We start from the raw sequence: 24,846 nt of genomic DNA, 5'->3' as shown, positions 1-24,846 counted from the left end.
TACATACTGCGGGTTGTGTACTCGTACCTCGTCCACGACGGACCGATCGCGATGGCGCACCGGGGCGGCGCCGACCACCCGGACATCGCCGGCTACGAGAACTCGCTGCGCGCCTTCCAGCACGCCGTCGATCTCGGCTACCGGTACGTCGAGACCGACCTGCACGCCACCAGCGACGGCGTGGTGGTCGCGTTCCACGACGACAAGCTGGACCGGGTCACCGACCGGACCGGCCTGATCGCCGAGCTCCCGTGGTCCGAGGTCAGCAAGGCGCGGATCAACGGCCACGAGCCGATCCCGCGACTGGACGAGCTGCTCGAGCACTTCCCCGACGTCCGGTTCAACCTCGACGTGAAGGCGGAGGGCGGGCTGGAGCCGTCGGCCGCCGTACTGCGGGCCGCGAACGCGATCGACCGGGTCTGCGTCTCGTCGTTCTCGCAGTCCCGGGTGAACCGGATGCGCACGCTGCTCGGGCCGCGGCTGTGCACCGGGTACGGGCAGTGGGAGATCGCGCTGATCCGCTTCCTTCCGGTCGCGCTCCCGTCCCGCGGTGCCTGCCTGCAGATTCCCGAGCAGTACGGGAAGCTGCACCTGCTCACCGGCGGGCTGATCGAGCGGGCGCACTCGCGCGGCAAGCAGGTACACGTGTGGACGGTCGACGACGCGGACGACATCCGCCGGCTGCTCGACGCCGGCGTGGACGGGATCATCACCGACCGCACCGACGTCCTGCGTGACGTGTTGATCGAGCGGGGCCAGTGGCATTGATGACACACTTCCGCGCATGGGACTTCTTTCCGCCCCGGACGGTGTGGACAAGCGTGAGTACTGGGGGTTCAGCCTCTTCGACTGGGCGAACTCCGGCTATGTCACCACGGTCGCGACGGTACTGTTCGCGCCGTACCTGACCTCGGTCGCCGAGACCGACGCCTGCGGGTACGTCGGGACCACGGACCACCCGTGCAACACCGACCTGCACGTCCTCGGTCTCGCGATCTCCCCCGGCTCGCTGGCGTTCTACGTGGTCACGGTCGCGACGCTGGCGTCGGCGCTGTTCCTGCCGGTGGTCGGGGCGATCGCGGATCGGATGGCCCGCAAGAAGCTGCTGATGTGCGCGTTCGCGTGGGTCGGGTCGGTGTCCGCCTGCTGCATGGTGTTCGTCGGCGGCGGCCGCTGGGAGCTCGGCGCGCTGCTGCTCTTCATCGGCAACGTCTGTCTGGGCTCGGCGCTGGTGGTCTACGACTCGATCCTGATCGACATCTCTCCCCCGGACCAGCGTGACGCCGTCTCGTCGCGGGCCTGGGCGTTCGGGTACGCCGGTGGGTTCATCCTGCTGGCGATCAACCTGGCCGTGGTCACCGCGCACGACGCGCTCGGGCTGAGCCAGGGCGCCGCGGTCCGGCTCAGCTTGCTGAGCGCCGGCGTGTGGTGGGGGCTGTTCACGATCATCCCGTTCGTCCGGCTGCGGAACCGGCCGCCGGTGAGCGTCGAGCCGGTCCGCAGCCGCGGGCTGGTACGGCAGAGCTTCGGCCAGCTCGCGGCGACGCTGCGGCACATCCGGACGTACAAGATGACGCTGCTGTTCCTGGTCGCGTACCTGTTCTTCAACGACGGGATCCAGACGGTCATCTCGGTGTCGTCGACGTACGGCGAGAAGCAGCTCGGGTTCCAGACGCAGGTGCTGATCGCGACCATCCTGATGGTGCAGTTCGTGGCGTTCTTCGGGGCGATCGTGTTCGGGCGCGTGGCAGCCCGGTACGGCGCGCACCGGACGATCACCGGCGGGCTGGTGATCTGGATGCTGATCGTGATCGCCGGGTTCCTGCTGCCGGCGCACCGGATCGTGCCGTTCCTGGCGATGGGAGTGGCGATCGGGATCGTGCTGGGCGGGACGCAGGCGCTGTCGCGGTCGGCGTTCAGCCAGCTGATCCCGAAGGGCCGCGAGGCGGAGTACTTCTCGCTCTACCAGGCCGGCGAACGCGGGACGTCGTGGCTCGGCACGCTGGTGTTCGGTCTCGTCCACCAGCTCACCGGCTCGTACCGCCCCGCGATCGTCGCGCTCGGCATCTTCTTCGTGATCGGCCTCGCCCTGCTCACCCGCGTCGACATGCGCCGCGGCATCCGCGAGGCGGGAAACGCCCAGCCGACCGTCGTCTGACGCCGCCCCCCACCAGCATCAGCTACGGCTACGCAGCGTTCGGCCCCACATCTGTAGCAGTCAGAGGCCGACGGAGCGGTTGGCTTGTCGAGTACTCATCCGCTCCGACGTCGTACGGCGCCGTCCGCACCTCCCCGTCCAGGTCGTCCGTCACCTGGCTGGAGTGGTCGAGGCTTGTCGCATTGATCGCCGCACTGCCCGCACCGAGCCGGTACACCCCGTCCGAGCCCGCCACCAGCTTCGGATCGGCCCGGGTGAACCCCGACGGAATGTTCCCGTTCGACGCTCCACCCCACAGGATGTTGCCCGACCACGTGAGCCCGTCGAGGTACGGCATCGACACCAGCTGCCCGCTGTCGCCGACGAGCAGGTTGTCGGCAATCACACAACCCAGCGGCGGGACGGTCCGCTGGCTCTCCCCCGCGATCGCCTGGTTGTTGTTCCGCAGCGTGTTCAGCACGATCGTGACCCGGTCCGGCGCGTCGTTCCCGGTCCGCGAGCTCGACGGTTCCCCCGGGTAGTGGTCCCGCTCGGTCCCGCTGCCGAGCACCACGCCCGCGCTACCGACCCCGTCGACGTAGTTGTTGACGATCAGATGGTCGTTCCCGTAGATCCGGATCCCGTTGCTGCCGGCCACCAGATAGTTGCTCTCCACCCGGGTCCCGTTCCCCTGCCGGAGCACGATCCCGCCGACCGACGACCGGATCGTGTTGTACCGGACCGTGTTGCCCGACGACTTCACCGAGATCGCCTCCGGGTCGCCGTTGCAGCGCTCGAACAGGTTGTACTCCACGGTCGCGTCCGCCGTACTGAGCGCCCGTGCGCTGACGCCGAGCCGGATCGGCTCGCCGCCGTTCAGGCCGCCGTACGTGTGGTCGCGGAAGTAGTTGCGCAGGATGTACGTCCGCTGCGCCATCGCCTCGGTGCCCGGGCCGTCGATCACCAGGTAGACGCCGGCCGTGGACTTGTCGTGGAAGGTGTTCCGGTCGATCTTCGCGTCGTCGCCGCGGACCACGACCCAGTGCTGTCCGTCCGCGGTCGCGAGCTGGAAGTCGTTGCGGGTCAGCCGGATCCGCGGGCAGTCCGCCGGGATCTCCAGCGTCGTGGTCTGCCGGAACGCGAAGCCGCTGAGCGTGACGTCCGACGACCCGCTGAACACGAAGCTCTGCGCCCCGGTGAACGTCACCCCGCCGCGGCTCTGCGCCACGATCGTGATCGGCCCTTGCCGGCCGCTGACCGTGATCGGCGACCCCGACGGTACGGCGTACGTCCCGTTGGCGACCGTGATCGTGGTCCCGGCCGCCGCCGTGTCGATCGCCTGCTGCAACTGCGCCAACGAAGTGACGGTCGCAGCAAACGCCGGGGTTGCACTCCCCACCGCAAGTGCGACGGCCCCACTACTGATCAAGAAGGTACGACGATCCATACGAGTCTCCTAGCTGCTTGGGCGGTACAACTTTCGGTACTCGCTCGGGGTGACCGAACTCACCTGTCGGAAGACCTTCGAGAAATAGGACTGGTCCATCCCGACCGCGGCCGCGATCTCCTCCATCGGCCGCGCCGTCGTGGACAACTCACGCTGGGCCCACTCGATCTTGGCCCGCTTGATGTACTGCTTCGGCGACAGCCCGAACTCGGTCCGGAAGTGCCGCATGAACGCCGCCAGGTCGTACCCGAACACCCGCGCGAGCTCCTCGACGCTCGGCAGCGTGGCGAGGTTGTCCTGGATGTACTTGACGATCCCGGACTCGGTCGTCTGCTGCGGCGACAGCCGCACCGAGCCCGCCGGCGCGCTCTCCAGGAAGTGCGCGAACAGCGCGGTCAGCGCCGACCGCATCCGCAGCGGCGTGGACAGCCCGGGCGGGTCCCGGTCCGCCGCGCCCACCTGCTCGAACAGCGCGGCCGCCTCGTCCGGTGCCTTGCTCGTGACGATGTACGGCAACGTGATCAGCTCGCCGATGTCCCGGTCGCCGATCAGCGCCGAGAAGTGCAGCCAGTGCTTGCGGAACACGTTGTCGCTGATCGTCTCGTACGACACCGGCACGTCGGCCGGGGTGTACACGAGCTCACCGGGCCGGGGGTACAGCTCCTGGTCCCCGACGACGAGGCGGCCCTCGCCCTTGAGGATCAGGTACAGCCGGGAGAACGGATCGGGCATCAGCGCCCGCGACCACTCGCGGTGCACCTTCGTGATCCGGGCCGCGACGACCAGGTCCAGCCGCAGCCGGTCCAGGTACGACCGGATGATCTCCTGCTCCCCGACTACACCGCTCATCGCGCGTGCGGTCCGACGTCGGCGGGGGTCAACGGGCGGTACGCCGGGCGGCGCGGCGAGTACTCGTCCGCACCGACGTCCGCGGCCCGTCCGGTCCGGTGGTCGCCGTCCAGGTCCCGCGGCACCTCCGGGTACGCACGGGACGCCGCGTTGATCGCGGGGCTTCCGGGCGTCAGCCGCCGTACGCCGTCCGTCCCGGGCGCGAGCCGCGGGTCGACGCGGGTGAAGGCGACCGCGGGTGCGTTGCCGTCCGTACCCTGTCCCCAGTGGATGTTGCCCGACCAGGTGATGCCGTCCTGGAACGGCATGTTCACCAACTCTCCGCTGTCTGCCACCAACAGATTGTCCGTCACGGCGCAGTCCAGCGGCGGCAGGGTCCGGTGGCTCTCGCCGACGATCCCGGACTCGCAGTCGAGCACCGTGTTCAGCGCGATCCGCACCCGGTCAGGCGCGTCGTTGCCGGTCCGGGACTTCGACGGCTCGCCCGGGTAGTGGTCCCGGACACTGCCGCTGCCTAGCACGACGCCGGCGTTGCTGATCTTCTCGACGTAGTTGTTGACGATCAGATGGTCGTTGCCGTAGATCCGGATCCCGTTCCGGCCGGACAGCAGGTAGTTGCCCTCGACCCGGGTGCCGTTCCCGTGCCGCAGCACGATGCCGCCCATGCTGTCGCGGAAGGTGTTGTGCCGCACGGTGTTGCCGGACGACTTCACCGAGATCGCCTCGGGGTCGCCGTTGCAGCGTTCGAACAGGTTCAGCTCGACGACCGCCGCGGCCGTCGACAGCGCCCGCGGGCTGACCCCGAGCCGGATCGGTTCGCCGCCGTTGTCGCCCGGGAACGTGTGGTCGCGGAAGTAGTTGTGGTGGACGTGGACGCCGACCGCCATCTGGTCGGTGCCGGCGCCCTCGATGCCCACGAAGATGCCGAGCTTCGACTTGTCGTGGATCTCGTTGTGGTCGAACTCGGTGTGGTCGCCGCGGAGCATCACCCAGTACAGACCGTCGACGTCGGCCAACTGGAAGTCGTTGCGGGTCAGCCGGATCCGTTTGCAGTCCGGCGGCACGTCGAACGTCGACGTCTGCCCGCGGAACGCGAACCCGCTGATCGTCACGTCCGACGACGCACTGAGCACGAAGCTCTGCGCCCCCGTCAGTACGACGCCGCCCACGGACTCCGCCCGTACGACGATCGGCTCGTCACAGGTCCCGCGCTTACCGGTGATCGCGATCGCCTCGGTCACCTCATAGGTGCCATCAGCAACCGTCACCACCGACCCGGGAGTCGCGGCGGCGATCGCGGCCCGCAGCTCGTCCAGCGAACGAACGAGCCGGCCCTGCGGCCCCGCCCCCGCTCCACCCGCCGCAGGCGGCTCGGCGAAGGCCGGGAGCGCCCCCGCGGCGGCCGTCAGGCCGGCGGCGCCGGCCGCGGCGGTTGCTGTGACGAAGGTACGACGATCCATGTCTCACCCCTTGAGTGCGCCGGAGGTCAGGCCCCGGGCGAACGAACGTTGGAAGAAGAGGAACACCAGTACGGAAGGAAGCAGTGCGAGCAACGACGCCGCGAGTACGACGCCAGGCGTGACCGCCGGGTCGATCCGCAGCGTCCGCAGCGCGAGCGGAAGCGTGTAGGCCTTGGCGTTCTGCGCGACCAGCAGCGGCAGCAGGTACTGGTCCCAGATCATCGTGAACCCGAACACCCCGATCACCCCGAGCGCGGGCTTGCACAGCGGCAGGATGATCTGCCCGAAGATCCGGAACTCGCCGGCGCCGTCGATCCGGGCCGCCTCCTCGAGCTCCCGCGGTACGTCCTTCATGAACTCGGTCATCACCAGGATCGAGAACGCCCACGCACCGAGCGGGACGATCATCCCGGCCAGCGTGCCCATCAGGTTCAGGTGCACCAGCGGCAGGTCCGCGAGTACCAGCGTGAGCGGCAGCGCGAGGATCTCCTCGGGCAGCATCATCGTGGCCAGGATCGCGACCATCACCAGCGTCATCAGCGGGAACTTCTTCCGCGCCAGTGCGTACCCCGCCAGCACGGACACCGCGACCTGGAGCAGCAGCCCGAAGCCGACGACGAAGAACGAGTTCAGCAGGTACCGCAGTACGCCGTGGTCGAACGCGATCCGGAAGTTGTCCAGTGTCGGCGTCTTCGGGACGACGCTGAGCTGGGTCGGGTCCGACACGTGGTTGAACGAGCCGACCAGCAGCGCCAGCAACGGCCCGGCGAAGACCGTGAACAACCCCGCGTAGATGACGAACTTCGCGATCCGGGCGCCGGCGCCCTTGCTCTCGGTCAGGCCGAGCGCGGTCTCGGTGGCAGCACTCATGCGGATCTCCTCCGTCGCAGCAACTGGACGCAGATGGTCAGCACGAGCGTCGCGGCGAACAGCAGCACCGCACCGGCCGAGCCCACGCCGAGCCGGCTCTGTTCCAGGCCCAGCTTGTAGATCAGCGTCATCACGACCTCGGTCGAGCCGTTCGGCCCGCCGTTGGTCAGCAGGAACACCTCGGTGAAGGTCCGGAACCCGCGCACCGCGGCCAGCACGAACAGGATCGCGAACACCGGCCGGAGCCCGGGCAGCGTGACGTGCAGGATCCGCTTCCAGGTCGACGCGCCGTCCACCGTCGCGGCCTCGTACAGCCCGCGGTCGATCCCCGCCAGCCCGGCCAGGAAGATCATCATGTCGTACGGCGCCCCGCGCCAGATCCCGGTCACCGCGATCGAGGCGAGCGACGTGTGCGGGTCGTTGATGAACCCCGACGGCCCGAGTCCGACCAGCCCGATGACCTGGTTGATCAGCCCGTCGCCGGTCGGGTGGTACATGATCCGCCAGAGCTCGGCGGTGACGGCCAGCGGTACGACGACCGGCAGGAACGCCGCCGACCGGATGAAGCTCAGCTTGCGGGTCTGCCCCTCGACGAGCAGCGCCAGGCAGAACCCGAGGATCATCGACCCGGCCGTCTGTCCGACCGCGAGCACCACGGTGTTCCAGGCGGCCGAGCGGAACCCGCCGTCGCTCAGGATCTCCGCGTAGTTCGCGCCGCCGACCCACCGGTTGCCCAGGTACGGGCGGACCTCCTGTACCGACATCCCGATCGCCTGCGCCATCGGGATGAACTTGAAGTACACGAACAGCACCAGCGCCGGAGCCAGGAACAGCCAGGGGATCCACCACTGGCCGTTCCGCCTCCGCCGCCGGCCGGCGGCCACCGGCGCGCTGGGCGCCGGTGCCGTCGACCGCGTTGCTTCCCGAACACTCACGACGCGCCGATGCCCTGCTGGTCGAGGGTGTCGCCGAGCTTCTGGTCGAGCTTCTTGAGCTCCGAGTCCAGGTCGAGGCTGCAGTCCGCGATCAGCGCGTTCACCGTGTCCGCGGTGCTCTGCCGGATCGGCGTCCAGTTCGGTACGGACGGGGCGTACCGGCCGTTCTCCTTGTACACGTCGGCGTACAGCTTCCAGCGCGGGTCGGGGCGGACCGTGCTGATGTCGACGTTCTTGTTCACCGGCAGCTGCACGATGAACGCCTTCTCGCCCTCCATGCCGATCTTCTGACCGGCCTCGGAGATCGCGTACGACGCGAACGCGTTCTGCGCGGCCTCGTTCTTCGAGCCGGCCATCAGGTAGACGCTGCCGCCCTCGGCCAGCACCGTCGAGTCCTTCGGGCCCTTCGGCATCTGGACGACCTCGTACTTGTCCTTGCCGAGCGAGGAGTCGAAGCGCGGCATCAGGTACGGGCCGACGACGTACATCCCGGTCTTCCCGGCCTCGAACGTCTCGTTGGTCGGCGGCGTGTCCATCGTCGCGGCGCCGGGCTGGATCACCTTCGACGTACAGGCCAGGTCGCGGAACCACTTGGTGGCGGCCTCCGACTCCGGCGTGGTCATCGCGGGCTTGTACTTGCCGTCGGCACCCTTCGCGACGAAGTCACCGCCGCCGGCCCAGAGGAAGTTCGAGAAGTACCAGGACGCGTACCCGCGCTTGGTCGAGCCGGGGACGGCCAGCCCGTAGGTGTCGGCCTTGCCGTTGCCGTCCGGGTCCTGGGTGGTGAAAGCCTTCGCCAGGGTGACCATCTGGTCCCAGGTCGTCGGAGCGGTCAGGTTGACCTTCTTCAGCCAGTCCTTGCGGATCAGCAGCGCGGAGGCCTGCGCGGAGTACGGGACGCCGTACGTCTTGCCGTCGGTCGCGCGGGCGGCGGCCAGAGCCGGCTCGAGCAGCTGGTCGCTGCCCTTGATCTGGGACAGGTCGACCTCGCGGACGATGCCCTGGCTGACCATCGTGCCGAGCTGGGACGAGTCGTTCATCACGATGTCCGGCAGGTCCTTCTGCGCGGCGCGCTGGGCCAGCTTGGTCTCGAAGTCGTCGAAGATCGCGGTGACCTCGACCTTCTGCCCGGTCTCCTTCTCGAAGGCGGCCGCGAGCTTCTTCATGCCCTTCTCGCCGTCACCGCCCGGGGTGGTCCGGGTCCACAGCTCGAGCGGCGCCTTCGGGTCCTGCTCCGCCTTGGCGGCTCCGTTCGTACCGCAGGCGGCCAGTGTCAGGGCGACCCCGACCCCCGCGGCCAGCACTTTGAATGACCTGATCACAGTCGTGCCAACTTCCATCTCGAGAGGCCAGATTTGTACTTTTTGGGCCTCATTTCGTCGGAAGATAGCGCTTTCCAGGCGAACTCGTCAATGACTCATCGGATCTCTGCGGTCGTCAGGCGGGGACGACGGAGCGCACGAAGGCGGCGACCTGGTCCGCGGTCGGGCGGACTCCGGTGCGGTCGGCGAACAGCAGATGGGTGGAGCCGATCAGCGTCAGCCCGAGTACGTCGGTGTCGGTACCGGCGGGGATCCGGCCGTACGTCTGCTCCGCCGCCAGGTAGTCCCGGATCACCTGGCCGGCCTCGCTCAGGATCGGTACGCCGGTCGGCACGTCGTTCCGCAGCCGCGCGCGCAGGCCGTCGCGCGAGATGGTCAGGCTGACGATCGCGACCGCGACCGAGCCGAACAGGTCGGTCAGCATGCCGGTCAGGTTCTCGACGACACTCCCCTGCCCCGCCGCCGCCAGCAGCGCCTCGCCCTGGGCGTGCAGCCGCCGGATCCGGTCGAGCACCAGCTCCGCGAGGAACCCGTCGAAGTCCGTGAAGTGCTTGTGCAGCAGGCCTTTCGCGCATCCCGCCTCGGTCGTCACCGCCCGGCTGGTGAGCCCTTCCGGCCCCTCCCGGAGCAGCACCCGCTCGGCCGCGTCGAACAGCAGTTCGCGGGCGTCCCGCATCGCCACACCGGTGGGCATCCGAACCGTCCTTGACAGTAGTGGGCGACCGCCCACTACTGTGGGCACATGCCCACTCTACCGCCACAACCCCATCAGCGGCGGGACATGGCCGAGTCCTTCGGCACCGATCCCGGGCTGTACGACCGCGCGCGACCGACGTACCCCGACGCGTTGATCGACGCGATTGTTGCCAAGAGCCCCGGACCGGAAGTCCTGGATGTCGGCTGCGGAACCGGGATCGCGGCTCGGCAGCTTCAGGCGGCCGGGTGTCGCGTGCTCGGCGTCGAGGTCGACGAGCGGATGGCGGCGTACGCACGAACCACCGGCGTCGAGGTCGAGGTCTCGTCCTTCGAGTCCTGGGACCCGAAGGGCCGGACGTACGACGCGTTGGTCGCCGGCATGACCTGGCACTGGATCGACCCGGTCGCCGGTGCCGCGAAGGCCGCCGAGGCGCTGCGCCCCGGCGGGACGTTCGCGGTCTTCTGGTACGTCCTCCAGCCACCGCCCGAGCTCGGCGCCGCGTTCGCCGCGGTGCACCGCGACGTACTCCCCGGCAACCCGGCCGCCTCCCGTGCGGCCGCGGCACCGCTCGGCGCCTACGAGCACTTCCTCGACCGCACCGCCGAAGGCCTCGGCGCCGCGTTCACCGACGTCGAACGCCCGGTCTTCCCCTGGTCCCGCGCGTACACCCGCGACGAATGGCTCGACCAGCTGCGCACCAGCGGCATGGCCAAGCCGCTCGCCGACGCCGGCAAGCTCGGCACCGTCCTCGACCGCACCGGCGCCGCGATCGACGCGTACGGTGGCAGCTTCACGCTCGACTCCACCGCCGTCGCCCTCATCGCCACCCGCGCCTGAAAAGGCGGACGGCCAGGCCATCACAATCCGCCCTCAACGCCGCGCCCCACGCTCAGCGGCGGGAGACGTGGCCGGTTGTGATGGCCTGGGGGTCCTCAGCGCGACGAAGGCGTCGCGTTCGGGTTGCGGAATCCGCCGAACGATCCCTGCCGGACGGTGTTCGCGGTGATCGTGCCGTTCGAGTTCTGGCCGCTGACGACCACCTGCTCGCCCGCCTTCAGGTCGGCCGCCGTCCCCTTCGAGGTGATCTCGTACGTCGTGTCGCCCGTGAGCTTCACCGTGACGTTGCCCGTCTGGGTCTTCACGACGAGTTCGGTGCTGGTCGCCGAGACGACCGTGCCGATCGTCCCGCCACCGCCGGGGAACTGCCCCTGGCCGGGCTGCCCGGTGCCGCCGTTCTGGCCGCGGTACCCGCCGTACCCGCCGCCGAAGCCGCCGCGCCCGGCCTGCGGCTGGTTGGACGTGCTGTTCGACGCGAACGCCGCGTGGATGCCGGCGCCGCCCGCGAGGCCGACGGCGAGCACCACGATGCCGGCCAGGATCGCGGTCGCGAGCGGCAGGTTGAGGGTCTTCTTCGGCTGCAGGGCCGCCTCGACCTCCTCGTCGGACCCGATCTGGGCGAACTCGTCGGGCGTCTGGTCACTCATAGCTGGGGGCCTCTCACTCGTGTCGTAGTGCGTCGATGGGACGGAGACCGGCGGCTCGGTGCGCCGGCATACTGCCGAAGAACAGGCCGACCGCCGCGGACACGCCGAGCGCGAGTCCGATCGACGACGGCACCAGCGCCGGCTGGACGCCGGACAGCTGGAAGCGGGTGACGATCAGCGCCACCCCGACCCCGACACCGCCGCCCAGCAGGCTGAGCAGTGTCGCCTCGATCAGGAACTGGCCGAGGATGGTCTGCCGGCGCGCCCCGAGCGCCTTGCGGATACCGATCTCGCGGGTCCGCTCGGTGACGGTGACCAGCATGATGTTGGTGACACCGATGCCGCCGACGACCAGACTGATCGCGGCCACCGCCGCGAGCAGCGCGGTGAAGGTCGCCGCGGTGTCCTGGCTGGTCTGCAGGATCTGCGCCGAGTTCTGGATCCGGAACGGTGACGTCTCGGTCGCCGGCACCTGATGGCGGGCCGTGAGCAGCTCCGTCACCTCCTCCTGCGCGGCGCTGACCCGGTCCTTGTTCGCCGCCTGGACGACGATCTGGCTCAGCGCCCCGTACCCGGCCTGGGTCGCGCGCAGGGTGTTGATCGGGACGATCGCGGTCGCGTTCGGGTCGTTGAACCCGGTGCTGTCCTTGCTCGCCAGGACGCCGATGACGGTGAAGTCGACGGCGCCGAGCTTGACCGTCTGCCCGACGGCGGCGTTCGGCCTGGTGAACAGTTCGGTGGCGGCCGTCTGCCCGAGCAGGATCACCCGCTGCGAGGTGTCCACGTCGGACTGCGTGAACGACTGCCCGGTCCCGACCGGTGTGTTCGTGGCCGGCATGTACTGCGGAGTCGTACCGATCACCTGGCTGATCGTGTAGCTGGTGTCCCCGTTCGTCGCCGTGGCCGAACTCGTCATCACCGGTGCGACCGAGTCGACGTCGGGTGCGAGGTTCTTGTCACGTAGTGCCGCGGCGTCGTCCAGCGTCAGGCTGTACTGCTGGTTGGAGGGACCGGCCTGACCGCGCGCGAAGCCACCGCCGCCACCGGTCGTGGAGACCGTCAGCAGGTTCGTCCCCATCGCCTCGAGCCGGTTCTGCACGGCCTTCGCCGAACCGTTGCCGACCGCAACCAGCACGATGACCGCGCCGACACCGATCGAGACGCTGAGCACGGTCAGCAGGGATCTGAGCTTGTTCGCCGTCAGGCCGCGCAGCGCCGCGGCGAGCAGATCGCGGGGTGACATCAGCGGGTCACCTCGTCGGACACGATCCGGCCGTCGGAGACCGTGACCAGCCGCCGGGCGCGGGCCGCGACCTCGTGCTCGTGGGTGATCACGACGATCGTCCGGCCCTGCGCGTGCAGGTCGTCGAACATGCCCAGCACCTCGTCGGTCGAGTGCGCGTCCAGGTTGCCGGTCGGCTCGTCGGCGAGCAGGATCCGCGGGCCGGTGGCGAGCGCGCGGGCGATCGCGACCCGCTGCTGCTGACCGCCGGACAGCTCGTTCGGCCGGTGGTCGGTCCGGTCGGCGAGTCCGACCAGGTCGAGCGCCCGGTTGGCCCGATTGCGGCGTTCGGACCGGCGCACGTGCGCGTAGGTGAGCGGCAGCTCGACGTTCGCGAGCGCGGTGGTCCGCGGGATCAGGTTGAACGACTGGAAGATGAACCCGATCTTGCGGCCACGGACCAGTGCCTGCTGGTCCTCGGTCAGCCGGGCGACGTCACTGCCGTCCAGCCAGTACTCCCCTCGGGTCGGTACGTCGAGGCAGCCGAGGATGTTCATCAACGTCGACTTGCCGGACCCGGACGAGCCCATCACGGCGACGTACTCGCCGGCGTCGACCCGCAGCGACACGCCCCGGAGCGCGTGTACCGCGGTGTGGCCGTGACCGTAGGTCTTGGTCACGCCCCGGATGTCGATCAGCCCGTCACCGGCCACGGAAGCCTCCACCTGCGCCGCCGCCGGCTCCGCCGCCGAGGCCGCCGCCGGGGAACTGGCCGCCGCCTCCGGGGAGCTGTCCGGTCCCGGTCCGATTCTGGCCGTTCTGGGTTCCGGTGCCGCCGATCGAGCCGGTCAGCAGCTCGACCTGGTCGCCCTCGTTCAGGCCGGAGGTGATCTGGGTGTAGCTGTCGCCACGTACGCCGACCGTCACGTCCCGCGTCCCGCCACCGTTGGCCATCGTCACCGTCGAGGTTGTACCGGTCGTGGTGATCGCCGTGCTCGGCACGTAGAGGGCGTTGGTGGCCTTCGCGGTCTGCACGGTGACGTTCGCGGTCTGGCCGATCCGGGCGTTGGCCGGGAGCTTCGCGAGGCTGAACGTCGCCGAGTACGACACCACGCCGTTCGTGGTCGTCGGCGTCGGCGACACGGACGCCAGCGATGCCGTGTACGTCGTACCTGGCTGGGCGTTCAGGGTGACGGTGGCGGACTGGCCGGCCTTGATCTTGATCGCGTCGGCCTCCGCGAACGCGGCCACGACCTGGAGCGACTTGAGGTCGGCCATGTCGACGAAGCCGGTGCCCGCCGTGGTCGACGTACTGCTGGAGGTCGAGGATGAACCTTGACCTGAGGTCGAGCCCTGCCCGCCGCTGCCTGAACCTGAGCTGGAGCCGCCGGTCACCGAGCCGACCGCGCCGTTGATCGCGGTGATGGTGCCGGCGATCGGCGCCTTCAGCGTGGTCGCGTCGACCGCGGCCTGGGCGGCGTCGACGTTCTGGTCGGCCTGCTCCTTGTCTGCCTTGGCCTTGGCCAGGCTCGCCTGGGCGTTGCTGACGGCAACTTCCGGACTCTGACTCTGCCCCTGACCCTGAGACTGGCTCTGGCTCTGGGTCTGTTGTTGCTGACCGTTGGACGGCGTGGGTGTCGGCGACGGGGAGGCCGACGCCGCCTCGGCCGCGTCGAGGGCGGTCTGCGCGTCGCTGAGGGTCTGCTCCGCCGCGGTCACCGAGTTCGCCGAGGCGATCTGGTTCTGCTGCGCGATCACCAGCTGCCGGTCGGCCGACGCCGGGTCGACCTTCGCGATCGCCGCGCCCTTCGCGACCACCTGGCCGACCTTGACCAGCACCTGGGTGACCGTGCCGGACGTCTCGAACGCGGGCGAGGCGGTCGTCGAGCTCTGCAGGGTGCCGCTGGAACTCACGCTCGCGGTGACCTCGCCGCGCTGGACGGCAACCGACGGCCGGGTCGCACCGGCGGCCGGCGGGTCCTTCTTGAAGAGCAGGAAGTAGGCGGTCACGCCGATGACCAGCACAATGGCCACCAGGGCCACGTTCACGAAACTGAGGCCACGGATCTTGTGGCGGGGTAGCACCATGGACGCTGAGGCTAAGGACGATTGCTGAGGAGGAGATCCTCACTTCCTGGCAACTGGCTGGGAACCGGATATCGATTTGGAATCTGTGAACAGTCGATGACAGCAGGTCACGACGGGCTGTCAGGTGCGTACATATGGCTCGGACATGCCAAAATGGGAATGATCCGGGCCGGCCGACCGTTGGCACGGATGACGATCTCGGAGGTTTGACATGTCTAATCGCGTACTGCGTGGTTCGGGGCTGGGTGGGGTCAGCTTCGAGGATGACCGGGGTGTGGAGTTCGCGCCGCGCCAGATGATCACGTACGACTGCCCCCGCGGCCACGTGGTCGAGGTCACCATGGCGCACGACGCCGAGGTGCCCGCGGTCTGGGAATGCCCGCACTGCGGCAGCGAGGCCGCCCGCTCCACCGGCGAGAAGCCGGAGCCGAAGCAGGAGAAGCCGGCCCGTACGCACTGGGACATGCTGCGCGAGCGCCGGAGCATCTCGGAGCTGGAGGAGCTGCTGGCGGAGCGGGTCGAGCTGCTCCGCAAGGGTGAGATCGGCCCGGCGCACCTGCACCGGACCAAGCGCACCGCCTGAGCCACACCCCACGGAACCCTCATCGCAACGGCGCGGTGAGGGTTTCTTCTTGTCGCGATTTGCCTAAAGACTTTAGGCAAATACATAATGAGATATGGCAAGAGTCGGGTTGAGCGGTGCGCGGCTGGCGCAGGCGGGTGCGGAGCTGGCGGACGAGGTCGGGTTCGAGCAGGTCACCGTGTCGGCGCTGGCCCGGCGCTTCGACGTACAGGTCGCGAGCCTGTATTCGCACGTCCGCAACTCCGACGACCTGAGGACCCGGATCGCCACCGTCGCCCTCACCGAACTCGCCGACCAGGCCGCGGCCGCCCTCGCCGGCCGCTCCGGCGCCGACGCCCTCACCGCGATGGCCAACGTCTACCGCACCTACGCCCAAACCCACCCCGGCCGCTACACCGCCGCCCGCCACACCCCCACCCCACCTGGCCCAGAGATCGGCGTCCACCCCACTCCACCTCAGCCAGGCGTCAGCGCCCGCCACACCCCCACCCCACCTCAGCCAGGGGTCAGCGCCCGCCACACCCCCACCCCACCTCAGCCAGGGGTCAGCGCCCGCCACACCCCCACCCCACCTCAGCCAGGGGTCAGCGCTCGCCGCGCCCCCACCACCTCGGTCCTGGGAACGGAGTACGTGGAGGCTGGGCGGAGGCATTCGGAGCTCTGGCGGGCCGTCCTGCGTGGATACCAACTGGAAGAACCCAAACAGACCGACGCCGTACGACTGATCGGCAGCGTCGTCCACGGCTACATCTCCCTCGAACTCGCGGGCTCCTTCAGCTACAGCAAGCCGGACAGCGCCGACAGCTGGCCCCGCATCCTCGACGCCCTCGACGCCCTCCTTCGGACCTGGAGCTGACATGCAGACCGTCCCCCTCACCCTCGACCTCCTCCGCGGCGCCCTCGACCTCGAGCCGACCGCGCGCGGCTTCCTGCCGCACCGCCTCCCCGCCTGGGCGCGAGCGCAGTACGTCGACCCGCAGATGGACATGGTCGACACCCAGCCGTCCGGCGTACGCCTCGTCTTCCGCACCGCCGCCACCCGGATCGAGCTCGACACCCTCCCCACGAAGCGCGACTACACCGGCGCTCCCCGGCGCCCGGACGGCGTGTACGACGTACTCGTCGACGGCCGACTGGTCACCCAGCTGACCGCTCCGGAGGGCGATGTGATCACGATCGACCTGATGACCGGGTCGGCCGAGACCCGGCAGGGCCTGCCGCAGACGCTGCGCGTCGAGGGGCTGGCCGCCGTACCCAAGACCGTCGAGATCTGGCTCCCGCACGACGAGACCACCGAACTCGTTGCCCTGCGCACCGATCAGCCGGTCGAGCCGGTGCCGCCGGCCGGTCGCGTCTGGCTGCACCACGGCAGCTCGATCAGCCACGGCTCGAACGCGACCCACCCGACCGGCACCTGGCCCGCCCTGGTCGCGGCCCAGGCCGGCGTCGAGCTGGTCAACCTCGGCTTCGGCGGCAGCGCGTACCTGCAGCCGTTCCTCGCCCGCACCATCCGCGACACGCCCGCCGACCTGATCAGCGTGAAGCTCGGCATCAACATCGTGAACTCGGACAGCCTCCGGCTGCGCACGTTCACGCCCGGCGTGCACGGCTTCCTCGACACGATCCGCGACGGCCACCCGGACACGCCGCTGGTGGTCGTCTCGTCGATCCTCTGCCCGATCCACGAGGACACCCCCGGCCCGACCGGCTGGAACCTGGAGGCACTCGCCGCCGGAGAGATCGCGTTCACCGCCACCGGCAATCCGGACGACGTACCGGCCGGCAAGCTCACGCTCTCGGTGATCCGCGCCGAGCTCGACCGGATCGTCGCCCAGCGCGCGCTGACCGACCCGAACCTGCACTACCTCGACGGCCGCACGCTGTACGGCGAGGCCGACAACGCCGCGCACCCGCTGCGCGACGACCTGCACCCGGACGCCGAGACGCACCAGGTGATGGCGGACCGCTTCACCGAGTACGCGTTCAGCCCGAAGGGTCCGTTCCCACCGTCGCAGCTGTAACAAGGCTCGGCTGCAGGCGGCGGACAACCTCCAGGTGGTCGTTCGTCCACAGGATCCGGATCGCGGTCGGTGTCGCCTGGTCGTCGGTGTCGTACAGGTCGTTCCGTACGGCGTCCACCAGCCGGGTCTTCGCCGGGTAGTCGTGCGGCAACGGCTCCGGCACCGACGACCGCCCGTCGAGCGCGCCGGCCAGGGTCGAGTACCACCGCAGCAGCCGGTCCGCCGAGGCGAGCAGCGCCGCCTGCGCCGCGGCTCGGTCGTCCGACGGGGGCCGGCCGTCGGCGTACCGCTCCCAGAGTTCGAGTACGGCGTCCGCGGCCAGCCGGACCGCGACCACACCCGTGACGAGCGCGGTCATCTCGCTCAACGGCACGGTCTTCGCGCCCCGCTCGGCGAGGTACGTGCGGAACGTGTCGTCCAGCCGTCGCGCCGCGGCGGCCGCGCGCCGGCCGTCCTGCGGCATCCGCGGACCAGGTGCACAGCACGACACGGCGTACCCGACGACGCTGACGAGGTACTGCGCGCTGTCGACGTACGCCTCGGCCAGTGCCTTCCCGACCGCTTTCGACGCGCCGCGCGGCCAGAACAGCAGGCCGACCGCGACACTCACCGCGCAGCCGAGGGCGATGTCGCCGATCCGGAACAGGATCAGCGACCAGCCTTCCGGCTGCGCGATGTTGAACAGGATCACCAGCGTCACCGTGAACGCGGCCTGCCCGGTCGCGAACGAGATCGCCGCCGGGACGATCCCGGCCACGAGCACGGCGATCGGCAGCAGGATCCACAACGCGGTGCGGTTGTCGCCGATCAACTGCAGCAGGCCGGCGCCGATGATCGACCCGACGACCGTGCCGCCGATCGCGCGGTACGCGTTCTGGCCGGTGCTGAGCGCGTTGGACCGCAGTACCGACAAGGTGCCGAGGATCACCCAGAAGCCGTGCTCCACGCCGGTGAGGTTCGCGAGCGCGACGGCCGCGGCGAGGCCGACCGCGCCGCGGATGCTGTTGTGCAGCCAGACCGAATGCCGTTCGAGATGCGCGGCCGCGCGTTCGGTGGCGCTGGCGAACGGACCGGCCAGGGCGCCCGGGTCGCGGCCGAGGAGGCGGTCGGTCCACGGGCGTTGGGCGGCGCGGCGGGCGGTCTCGACGTTCTGGGCGATCAGCAGTACGCCGAACGCGACCTCCTGGGCGCGGAACGAGACGTTCAGGCTGCCGAGGAGGTCGGTTTCGGAGCGGTACGTCGACGGCAGCCGGTCGACAGCGCCGTCTTCCAGCCTCGCGACGGCGTCACGGAGTACCTGGGTCGCGCTCGTCAGCTTGCCGACGTCCCCGGAGCCGTTCTCGAGCAGGTCGGCGCTGAGCTCGAGGACGTCGGCGGCCGCCAGGTGCACGGCGGCGGACGCACCGTCGCAGGTTGTTGCCTCCGGCCCCGGTTCGTCGAGGATGCCGCTCAGCCAGGTGAGCTCGTCCACCAGCCGGACGAGCGCGCGCGACCCGGTGGACAGCCCGGTCGGCCGGTACGGCGTCCCGGTGAACGTACGGCGCAACTCCTCGATCAGCGTCGCGGTCTCCCGGGTGCGTACGGCGCACACGTCGACGGAGTCCAGCGCCTCCGACCGCAACTGCGCCGCCGCGGCCCGGCACACCCGTGCGGCGGGCGCCCCGAGTGGATCGACCGAGGTCCGCGGCCAGAGGAACGTCACCGCGAAGACCGCCGCGACGGCCGCGATCACGACCCCGGCCAGCCGGTCGGGCAGCGTGGACAGCGATCCCGGCGTGGCAACGGAGAGGATGAACGACAGCAACAACGACGTACCCGCACCGGCTAGGACCGAACTGACCACGCCCGAGAACAACACGACGAACCCGACCACCGCGGTGACCACGACGGCCGACCACACCGAGTACCCCGCCAAGGTCCCGAGCGACACGAGCACCAGCCACGCGACGGCCAACTGCAACTGCGCCCGGATCCGCTGCCCGGTACTCCCCGAGAAGTCCACCAGCAACAACATCGCGAACGCCCCGAACGCCGCGAAGCTCGCCACCGTCGGCGCCTTCAGCACCCCCGCACAGAACGCGAACAACACCGGCATGACCACCGCGGTCCGCCCCGCCCGCCGCGTCGCCGCCAGCCCTGGATCCCGCCGACGCAACCACTCGACCAGCCGCATCTCTCACCTTTCGCACGTGCTCGTGTCAGCGCAGTGGAGTGAAGAACGACCTCAGGTCGTCGACGAGCAGTTCCGGTTCCTGGTGCGCGGCGAAGTGCCCGCCGGTGTCGTACACGTTCCAGGACACGATGTTGGCGTGGTCGCGCTCGGCGAAGCGGCGGACCGCGTGGATGTCGTCACGGAACTGGGCGAGCCCCAGCGGCGCCGTTGTCGGCTCGGGTGGCTTGGTGCTCCTGTCGCTCTCGTAGTAGATCCGCATCGCGGACGCCACGGTCCCCGTCAGCCAATGGATCATCACGTTGGTCAGGACGAAGTCATGATCCAGGTCGCCGCGGTAGATCAGGTTGTGCCAGCCGAGCAGACCGACCGGCGAATCGGTCAGCGCGTGCGCCAGCGACTGCGGCTGCTGGGTCTGCAGGTAGCCGTAGGCATCCATGTTCTCCTGGAACCACTCGAGTTCCTCGACGGCGGCCCGCTCCTCGTCCGAGGTCCGGTCGTACTCCGACGCCGCGACGTCGGAGAAGATCTGCGTGACGTGGACGCCGACGACCGCCGCCGGCGCCGCCCGGCCGAGTTCAGGGGCGATGTCCGAACCCCAGTCGTTGCCGGCCGCGCCGTACCGCTGATACCCCAGTCGCCGCATCAGCTCCGCCCAGACCGCGGCGATCCGTTGCGGGTTCCAGCCGCGCGAGCTGGTCGGGCCCGAGAAGCCGAACCCCGGCAGCGACGGGATCACCAGATCGAAGGCGATGCCGTCGTCGCCCGGGGTGGTCAGCGGTTCGATCACGTCGAGGAACTCCGCGATCGACCCCGGCCACCCGTGGTTCAGGATCAGCGGCAACGCGTCGGGACGCGCCGACCTGACGTGCAGGAAGTGGATGCGCTGGCCGTCGATCGTCGTCGTGAACTGCGGGTACGCATTGAGCCGGGTCTCCGTCGCCCGCCAGTCGTACCTGGTCCGCCAGTACTCGACCTGCTCTTTCAGCTCCGCGACCGGCGAACCGTAGTCCCACCCGGCGCCGTCGATCTCGTCGGACCATCGAACATGCTCGAGGCGGTACTGCAGATCATCTAGCGCGGCTTGCGGTACAGCGATCCGATACGGCTCGATCTCGCTCACCGGCTCAGACTACGCTCGGCTCGGTCGTTCGACGGTCGCGGCGTGTTCCGCGCACAGGCAGCCGACGCCGCGGTCGATCCACTCCGGGAGGCGCCAGTCGGGGTGGCGCTTGATCATCAGCGCGCGAATCTCGGCGGCGACGGTCTCCTCCGGCATCGCGGAGTCGCGGCGTACCCAGGTCTCGTCGCGGAGTTCGACCAGGTAGTCGCGGACGTCCGTGAGCAGGCCGGCGTCGCGGACGTCGCCGTGACCGGGGACGACGACGCGCGGACGATCCGCGAGCAGCGCGTCGAGCACCCCGATCCAGCGCACGCCGGACACGTCGACGTCGTACGGCGGGAACCACGGGAAGATCGCGAACTGGTCCGCCTCGGCGAGGTCGCCGGTCAGCAGGATGCCCTCGTCCGGCACCGTGACGACCTGGTCGCCCTTGCTGTGCGCCCGTCCGGTCGCGCGCAGCACCACCGTCCGGCCGCCGAGGTCCAGCTCGTACGTCTCGTCGTACGTCAGGTCCGGCGCCGGGATCGTCGTACCGTCCAGCTCCCGTGCGACCGGCTCGCCGAGCTGCCGGAACATCTCGAGGTACCCCTCCCCCTTCGTCGCCAGGTCGTCGGCCTGCGCACGGTTGACGAGGTACGTCGCGGCGCCCGCGAACACGTCCGCGCCGAACGCGTGCTCCGGATGGAAGTGCGTCGTCGTGAGGTACAGCCGGCGCCCCGCGGCGTACTCCCCCGCGAACTCGAGCACCCGCTCCGCGTTCCGCGGCCCGAGGCCGGTGTCGACGACGAGCACCGCGTCGGTGCCGCCGATCAGCGTGATGTTGGGGACGAGGTCGACGTTCCGGTTCGGGATCACGACCACGTCGCGAGCGAGTTCCTGGATGTCGGTCACCTGGACGATCGGGTCTTCGAGCATGCGTCCAGCGCACCACCCGGGCCCGCGCCGCGTCCAAGACCTGTCCCGCATCGCCGATACCCAACGGGTATCGTCGCAGGTGATGGAACTACGCACCCTGCGGTACTTCGTCGCCGTCGCCGAGGAACTGCACTTCGGCCGCGCCGCCACCCGCCTGTACATGAGCCAGCCTCCACTGAGCCGCGCGATCCGGCAACTGGAGGCCGACCTCGGTACGACGCTGTTCCACCGCTCCGCGTCCGGCGTCAGCCTCACCCCTGCCGGCACCGCCCTCCTCGCCGAGGCCCGCACACTCCTCGCCCAGTCCGACCGCCTCCGCACCCGGGTCGCGGCCGCCGCCGGCGCCGCGTCCCTCACTGTCGGCATCCTCGGCGACAGCACCGACCCGGACATCTCCCGCCTCGCTGCGGCGTACCGCGACCGGCACCCGAACGTCGAGGTCCACATCCGCGAGACCGACCTCGACGACCCCACCTGCGGTCTCCGGACCGGCCTCGTCGACGTCGCCCTCACCCGCGGCCCGTTCAACCGGACGGGCCTGCACGTCCACCGTCTCCGCGCGGATCCGGTCGGCGCCGTACTCCGGGCCGACGACCCGCTCGCCGCCCGCGAAACGCTCACCCTCGCCGATCTGGCCGACCGCCGCTGGTTCCAGTTCCCACCCGGTACCGACCCCGAATGGCAGTCCTACTGGAACGCCGGCACCCACCGCGAAGGCCCCGTCGTCCGCGCCGTCCAGGAATGCCTCCAGTCAGTCCTCTGGAACGCCACGATCGGCCTGACGCCGCTCACCAACCACAACCCCGGCCCGGAGTTCGCCGTCGTACCGGTCCTCGATCTGCCGCCGAGTCCTGTCGTGGTCGCCTGGAGCGAGAACACTCCCCTGGCGCTCTCGTTCCTTCAGTCCGCGAAGGCCATCTACCGCTAGCGCTCCGGGTCGACGACCTCGCCCTGGATGACGTCGCCGGAGGCCGGTCGCTGGGCTTGCGTGGCGCCGGGCATGAACGGCGCGAAGTTCGGCGGGGCGAGGGTGGCCGCGCGGCGGCTGAGGAAGCGGGTGCCGAGGCGGCGGGCCAGCGGGCGGGTGAAGGGCAGCAGGAAGAACAGGCCGACGACGTCGGTGATGAAGCCCGGGACGATCAGCAGGGCGCCGCCGATCAGGCCCATGCCGCTGTCGGTCAGGTCACGGCCGGACGTGTTCTTTCCGTCGGGGACGTTGCCGGACTGGAGGGCCGACTGCAGCGTCGACCAGGCACGGCGGCCGGCGCGCTTGACGAGCCAGGCTCCGACGACTGTCTCCAGGGCGAGCAGGCCGAGGGTGGGCCAGCCGCCGATGGCGTGGCCTACCTGGATGATCACGAAGATCTCCAGGACCGGTACGGCCAGCAGAGCCAGCGCGATCAACCACGGCATGTTCTGTCCCTTCCCAGGTTCCCTCCAGTGTTACAGACGGGGAAACCCTCAGGCAGGAACCTTCTCGCGTTCCCTCGCGGAGGCGGGCGGCTCCGTCGTGTCCTCGCGCGTACGACGGCGGGCGACCATCGCGAGCACCAGCCCGAGCAGCCCGAGTGCGGTCAGCACCCACTGCGGCCAGCCGCCGAGGGTCGTCGCGAGCGTGTGGCCGTCCTGCAGCGGCACGTTCGCGACGTACACGTCCCGGGTGAACTGCGCCGACTTGTGCTCGACCGATCCGTCCGGGCGGATGACGCCGGAGATGCCGCTGGTGGAGGCGATCAGGATCGTCCGGCCGGTCTCGATCGCGCGCATCCGGGTGATCGCGAACTGCTGCTCCGGCTGCCCGGTGCCGCCGTACGTCGCGTTGTTCGTCTGCACGATCAGGACCTGGGCACCGCCCTTCACCACGTCCTGGATCACGTTGTCGTACGCCAGCTCGAAGCAGATCACGTCGCCGTACGTGACGCCGCGGATCGGCATCACGCCAGGCCCGACACCGGGCACGGTCTGCGCGCCGATCATCTCCAGCCGGTGGATGTACGGCAGCAGCTGGTTGCGGAACGGGATGTACTCACCGAACGGCACGGGGTGCCGTTTCGCGTACCGCTGGCCCGGCCCGGTCGCGGGGTCCCACACGATCCCGGTCGTCTGCCGTTCGTTCGGCCCGGGGCCTTCGGTGACGGCGCCGACCAGGATCGGCACGTCGACCGCCTTCACGGCCTCCTCGATGTCGGCCCGGGTCTCGTCGTCCTTGTACGGGTCGATGTCGGTGGAGTTCTCCGGCCAGATCACCAGGTCCGGCTTCTTCACGGTGCCGGCCTGGACCTCCTTCTCCAGGTCGAGCGTCGCCTTCAGGTGGTTCTGGGTCACGGTCCGCGCCCGGCCGAGGAACTCCAGCCCCTTGCCCGGCACGTTGCCCTGCACCATCGCGGCCGTCACGCTCTTCCCGTCGCCGGCCAACGACAGGTGGATCAGCGCGCTCCCGAACACGATCGCCAGCCCCGCCACCAGACCCACCACCCGCATCCGGAGCGCGGTCCCCCGGCGCAGTGCGGCGTACACCAGCACGCCGAGGAACGCGACGAGGAAGCTCAGCCCCGCGATCCCGACGTACGCGGCCAGTCGCCCGAGCGGCGCGTCCGCGAAGGCCCAGGCGAGCTTGCCCCACGGGAACCCGCCGAACGGCACGGACGCGGTCGCGAACTCGGTCGCGACCCACAGGCACGGGATCCACAACGGCCACCAGCGCAGCTTCAGCACCTGCGTCGCGAACAACCCGAAGACCGCGTAGAACAACCCTTCGAGGACGGCGAGCGCGATCGCGGCGTCGCCGCCGATCACGCTCAGCCACGGCACCAGGACGGCGTAGTACGTGATCCCGAAGCCCGCGCCGACGAGGAAGCCGGCCTTCATCGAGATCCCCTGCAGCGCGGCCAGGAAGAGCGGTACGGCGAGGATCGTGAGCCACGGCAGGTCGTGCGGCTGGAACGCGAAGCCGAGCATCCCCCCGGCCAGCACGGCCACCGCCACCCGCGGCAGCAGCCGCCCCAGCGCCTTCAACCGGTCCACGCGGTACCCCTTGTCCTCACTCACCGGCGGACGCCGCCGGTCGCACGACCGTACAACGTCCAGGACACGCCAATGTATCCGACCAGTAGCCAGGAGGTGTCGGTCGTTGTCAGCCTCGGGGTCGGTCACCGGACCGGCTGAATCACAGCGATGCGGTTCGGGTCCGGACAGAGGAAAGAGGCTCGGCGTGCCTTCGGACCAACCGCCGATACGCTGGCTGCGCACCGCACGGCTGTTGTCTACTGGCCGCCGAGCCTCTTCCACCTCTGCCCCGCGGGGGGCTTACCACCGGCGATCTCAGCCCCCGTCGACTCAGGCCTGGCACTGGCCTGGTCAGCGTCGCGGGATCATCCGGTGGCCGAACTTCGTGTGACCGTTGAACAAACGGGATATGACGACTCCCAAAACGATGCTCGCTGAGAGCGCCGGTGTCAACCTGTCCCCCGGCTCTTTGGGCCCGTTGTAACACTATCGCCTGTCCCACAAGGGAAAACGAATC

The 24,846-nt window shown here is 69.8% G+C and carries 23 protein-coding genes; 7 read left to right on the top strand and 16 right to left on the bottom strand.

Annotation, left to right across the window (positions count from 1 at the left end; translation table 11 throughout):
• The first annotated feature begins 15 nt into the window (after positions 1-15).
• Complete coding sequence (locus ACQHIV_RS09320) at positions 16-768, top strand: glycerophosphodiester phosphodiesterase (RefSeq protein ID WP_427893070.1); 753 nt, start codon at positions 16-18, stop codon at positions 766-768.
• Between the two features lie 16 nt (positions 769-784).
• Positions 785-2,158, top strand: coding sequence for an MFS transporter (locus ACQHIV_RS09315; protein ID WP_427893069.1), 1,374 nt, complete (start codon positions 785-787; stop codon positions 2,156-2,158).
• A gap of 28 nt (positions 2,159-2,186) precedes the next feature.
• Here the strand turns inward: ACQHIV_RS09315 and ACQHIV_RS09310 are convergent, their stop codons facing one another.
• From ACQHIV_RS09310 to ACQHIV_RS09280, 7 genes are all read right to left on the bottom strand, one after another.
• Positions 2,187-3,584 (bottom strand): polysaccharide lyase 6 family protein, encoded by a 1,398-nt coding sequence (locus tag ACQHIV_RS09310; RefSeq protein WP_427893068.1) that lies wholly within the window; start codon positions 3,582-3,584, stop codon positions 2,187-2,189.
• A 9-nt stretch (positions 3,585-3,593) separates the two neighbouring features.
• Positions 3,594-4,433 (bottom strand): AraC family transcriptional regulator, encoded by an 840-nt coding sequence (locus ACQHIV_RS09305; protein ID WP_427893067.1) that lies wholly within the window; start codon positions 4,431-4,433, stop codon positions 3,594-3,596.
• Positions 4,430-5,893, bottom strand: a complete 1,464-nt coding sequence (locus ACQHIV_RS09300) for a polysaccharide lyase 6 family protein (RefSeq protein WP_427893066.1) — start codon at positions 5,891-5,893, stop codon at positions 4,430-4,432. Before ACQHIV_RS09300 ends, ACQHIV_RS09305 begins: the two co-directional genes overlap by 4 nt.
• A 3-nt stretch (positions 5,894-5,896) precedes the next feature.
• Positions 5,897-6,763, bottom strand: a complete 867-nt coding sequence (locus ACQHIV_RS09295) for a carbohydrate ABC transporter permease (RefSeq protein WP_427893065.1) — start codon at positions 6,761-6,763, stop codon at positions 5,897-5,899.
• A complete protein-coding gene (locus ACQHIV_RS09290; RefSeq protein ID WP_427893064.1) occupies positions 6,760-7,698 on the bottom strand; it encodes a carbohydrate ABC transporter permease in 939 nt (312 codons plus the stop codon). Before ACQHIV_RS09290 ends, ACQHIV_RS09295 begins: the two co-directional genes overlap by 4 nt.
• Positions 7,695-9,020: a sugar ABC transporter substrate-binding protein gene (locus ACQHIV_RS09285; protein WP_427893063.1), complete on the bottom strand. Its 1,326-nt coding sequence runs from the start codon at positions 9,018-9,020 to the stop codon at positions 7,695-7,697. Before ACQHIV_RS09285 ends, ACQHIV_RS09290 begins: the two co-directional genes overlap by 4 nt.
• Positions 9,021-9,135: 115 nt before the next feature.
• Entirely contained in the window at positions 9,136-9,714 is a 579-nt protein-coding gene (locus ACQHIV_RS09280) for a TetR/AcrR family transcriptional regulator (RefSeq protein ID WP_427893062.1), read from the bottom strand.
• Between the two features lie 48 nt (positions 9,715-9,762).
• On the opposite strand from ACQHIV_RS09280, the gene ACQHIV_RS09275 reads away from it, so the two are divergent.
• Complete coding sequence (locus ACQHIV_RS09275) at positions 9,763-10,554, top strand: class I SAM-dependent methyltransferase (RefSeq protein WP_427893061.1); 792 nt, start codon at positions 9,763-9,765, stop codon at positions 10,552-10,554.
• Positions 10,555-10,649: 95 nt separating this feature from the next.
• Here ACQHIV_RS09275 and ACQHIV_RS09270 read toward each other — a convergent pair whose 3' ends face one another.
• From ACQHIV_RS09270 to ACQHIV_RS09255, 4 genes are read right to left on the bottom strand one after another with little or no spacing between them, the layout of a single operon-like run.
• On the bottom strand, positions 10,650-11,201 hold the full coding sequence (locus ACQHIV_RS09270) for a hypothetical protein (protein ID WP_427893060.1): 552 nt from the start codon (positions 11,199-11,201) through the stop codon (positions 10,650-10,652).
• Positions 11,202-11,214: 13 nt separating this feature from the next.
• Positions 11,215-12,444 (bottom strand): ABC transporter permease, encoded by a 1,230-nt coding sequence (locus ACQHIV_RS09265; protein WP_427893059.1) that lies wholly within the window; start codon positions 12,442-12,444, stop codon positions 11,215-11,217.
• Complete coding sequence (locus ACQHIV_RS09260) at positions 12,444-13,136, bottom strand: ABC transporter ATP-binding protein (protein WP_427893058.1); 693 nt, start codon at positions 13,134-13,136, stop codon at positions 12,444-12,446. Before ACQHIV_RS09260 ends, ACQHIV_RS09265 begins: the two co-directional genes overlap by 1 nt.
• A complete protein-coding gene (locus ACQHIV_RS09255; protein WP_427893057.1) occupies positions 13,126-14,511 on the bottom strand; it encodes an efflux RND transporter periplasmic adaptor subunit in 1,386 nt (461 codons plus the stop codon). The genes ACQHIV_RS09260 and ACQHIV_RS09255 overlap by 11 nt, the downstream gene beginning before the upstream one ends.
• A gap of 211 nt (positions 14,512-14,722) precedes the next feature.
• On the opposite strand from ACQHIV_RS09255, the gene ACQHIV_RS09250 reads away from it, so the two are divergent.
• The 3 genes from ACQHIV_RS09250 (at position 14,723) to ACQHIV_RS09240 (ending at position 17,115) form a co-directional block, all read left to right on the top strand.
• A complete protein-coding gene (locus tag ACQHIV_RS09250; RefSeq protein ID WP_130448290.1) occupies positions 14,723-15,094 on the top strand; it encodes an RNA polymerase-binding protein RbpA in 372 nt (123 codons plus the stop codon).
• Positions 15,095-15,188: 94 nt separating this feature from the next.
• Entirely contained in the window at positions 15,189-15,950 is a 762-nt protein-coding gene (locus ACQHIV_RS09245; RefSeq protein ID WP_427893056.1) for a WHG domain-containing protein, read from the top strand.
• A 1-nt stretch (position 15,951) separates the two neighbouring features.
• The gene (locus ACQHIV_RS09240; RefSeq protein WP_427893055.1) at positions 15,952-17,115 is read left to right on the top strand and encodes a GDSL-type esterase/lipase family protein; all 1,164 of its coding nucleotides are present in this window, start codon (positions 15,952-15,954) and stop codon (positions 17,113-17,115) included.
• Here ACQHIV_RS09240 and ACQHIV_RS09235 read toward each other — a convergent pair.
• Genes ACQHIV_RS09235 through ACQHIV_RS09225 form a run of 3 tightly spaced genes read right to left on the bottom strand, consistent with a single transcriptional unit; the run spans position 17,078 to position 21,323 of the window.
• A complete protein-coding gene (locus tag ACQHIV_RS09235) occupies positions 17,078-19,288 on the bottom strand; it encodes an FUSC family protein (RefSeq protein WP_427893054.1) in 2,211 nt (736 codons plus the stop codon). The two genes, ACQHIV_RS09240 and ACQHIV_RS09235, sit on opposite strands and share 38 nt — an antisense overlap.
• Positions 19,289-19,313: 25 nt before the next feature.
• On the bottom strand, positions 19,314-20,408 hold the full coding sequence (locus tag ACQHIV_RS09230) for an epoxide hydrolase family protein (protein ID WP_427893053.1): 1,095 nt from the start codon (positions 20,406-20,408) through the stop codon (positions 19,314-19,316).
• Between the two features lie 9 nt (positions 20,409-20,417).
• Positions 20,418-21,323 (bottom strand): MBL fold metallo-hydrolase, encoded by a 906-nt coding sequence (locus tag ACQHIV_RS09225; protein ID WP_427893052.1) that lies wholly within the window; start codon positions 21,321-21,323, stop codon positions 20,418-20,420.
• An 82-nt stretch (positions 21,324-21,405) separates the two neighbouring features.
• Between ACQHIV_RS09225 and ACQHIV_RS09220 the strand changes: the two genes are divergently transcribed.
• Entirely contained in the window at positions 21,406-22,251 is an 846-nt protein-coding gene (locus ACQHIV_RS09220) for a LysR substrate-binding domain-containing protein (RefSeq protein WP_427893051.1), read from the top strand.
• Here the strand turns inward: ACQHIV_RS09220 and ACQHIV_RS09215 are convergent.
• On the bottom strand, positions 22,248-22,736 hold the full coding sequence (locus tag ACQHIV_RS09215) for an FxsA family protein (RefSeq protein WP_427893050.1): 489 nt from the start codon (positions 22,734-22,736) through the stop codon (positions 22,248-22,250). The genes ACQHIV_RS09220 and ACQHIV_RS09215 overlap by 4 nt on opposite strands.
• 48 nt (positions 22,737-22,784) lie before the next feature.
• Positions 22,785-24,371: an apolipoprotein N-acyltransferase gene (gene lnt / locus ACQHIV_RS09210; RefSeq protein WP_427893049.1), complete on the bottom strand. Its 1,587-nt coding sequence runs from the start codon at positions 24,369-24,371 to the stop codon at positions 22,785-22,787.
• Positions 24,372-24,846: the final 475 nt, after the last annotated feature.

Source organism: Kribbella polygonati (assembly GCF_050320105.1).
Classification (GTDB): domain Bacteria; phylum Actinomycetota; class Actinomycetes; order Propionibacteriales; family Kribbellaceae; genus Kribbella.
The sequence above is the reverse complement of the archived record's forward strand: the minus strand, read 5'-3'. Positions and strand labels throughout refer to the sequence as shown.

Excerpts from the sequence above, each read along its gene's own strand:
- ACQHIV_RS09280 (WP_427893062.1), bottom strand. The coding sequence starts at position 9,714 with ATGCCCACCGGTGTGGCGATGCGGGACGCCCGCGAACTGCTGTTCGAC.
- ACQHIV_RS09245 (WP_427893056.1), top strand. The coding sequence starts at position 15,189 with ATGGCAAGAGTCGGGTTGAGCGGTGCGCGGCTGGCGCAGGCGGGTGCG.
- ACQHIV_RS09295 (WP_427893065.1), bottom strand. The coding sequence starts at position 6,763 with ATGAGTGCTGCCACCGAGACCGCGCTCGGCCTGACCGAGAGCAAGGGC.
- ACQHIV_RS09215 (WP_427893050.1), bottom strand. The coding sequence starts at position 22,736 with ATGCCGTGGTTGATCGCGCTGGCTCTGCTGGCCGTACCGGTCCTGGAG.
- ACQHIV_RS09240 (WP_427893055.1), top strand. The coding sequence starts at position 15,952 with ATGCAGACCGTCCCCCTCACCCTCGACCTCCTCCGCGGCGCCCTCGAC.
- ACQHIV_RS09235 (WP_427893054.1), bottom strand. The coding sequence starts at position 19,288 with ATGCGGCTGGTCGAGTGGTTGCGTCGGCGGGATCCAGGGCTGGCGGCG.
- ACQHIV_RS09315 (WP_427893069.1), top strand. The coding sequence starts at position 785 with ATGGGACTTCTTTCCGCCCCGGACGGTGTGGACAAGCGTGAGTACTGG.
- ACQHIV_RS09275 (WP_427893061.1), top strand. The coding sequence starts at position 9,763 with ATGCCCACTCTACCGCCACAACCCCATCAGCGGCGGGACATGGCCGAG.
- ACQHIV_RS09265 (WP_427893059.1), bottom strand. The coding sequence starts at position 12,444 with ATGTCACCCCGCGATCTGCTCGCCGCGGCGCTGCGCGGCCTGACGGCG.
- ACQHIV_RS09305 (WP_427893067.1), bottom strand. The coding sequence starts at position 4,433 with ATGAGCGGTGTAGTCGGGGAGCAGGAGATCATCCGGTCGTACCTGGAC.
- ACQHIV_RS09310 (WP_427893068.1), bottom strand. The coding sequence starts at position 3,584 with ATGGATCGTCGTACCTTCTTGATCAGTAGTGGGGCCGTCGCACTTGCG.
- ACQHIV_RS09220 (WP_427893051.1), top strand. The coding sequence starts at position 21,406 with ATGGAACTACGCACCCTGCGGTACTTCGTCGCCGTCGCCGAGGAACTG.
- ACQHIV_RS09300 (WP_427893066.1), bottom strand. The coding sequence starts at position 5,893 with ATGGATCGTCGTACCTTCGTCACAGCAACCGCCGCGGCCGGCGCCGCC.
- ACQHIV_RS09270 (WP_427893060.1), bottom strand. The coding sequence starts at position 11,201 with ATGAGTGACCAGACGCCCGACGAGTTCGCCCAGATCGGGTCCGACGAG.
- ACQHIV_RS09225 (WP_427893052.1), bottom strand. The coding sequence starts at position 21,323 with ATGCTCGAAGACCCGATCGTCCAGGTGACCGACATCCAGGAACTCGCT.
- ACQHIV_RS09250 (WP_130448290.1), top strand. The coding sequence starts at position 14,723 with ATGTCTAATCGCGTACTGCGTGGTTCGGGGCTGGGTGGGGTCAGCTTC.
- ACQHIV_RS09255 (WP_427893057.1), bottom strand. The coding sequence starts at position 14,511 with ATGGTGCTACCCCGCCACAAGATCCGTGGCCTCAGTTTCGTGAACGTG.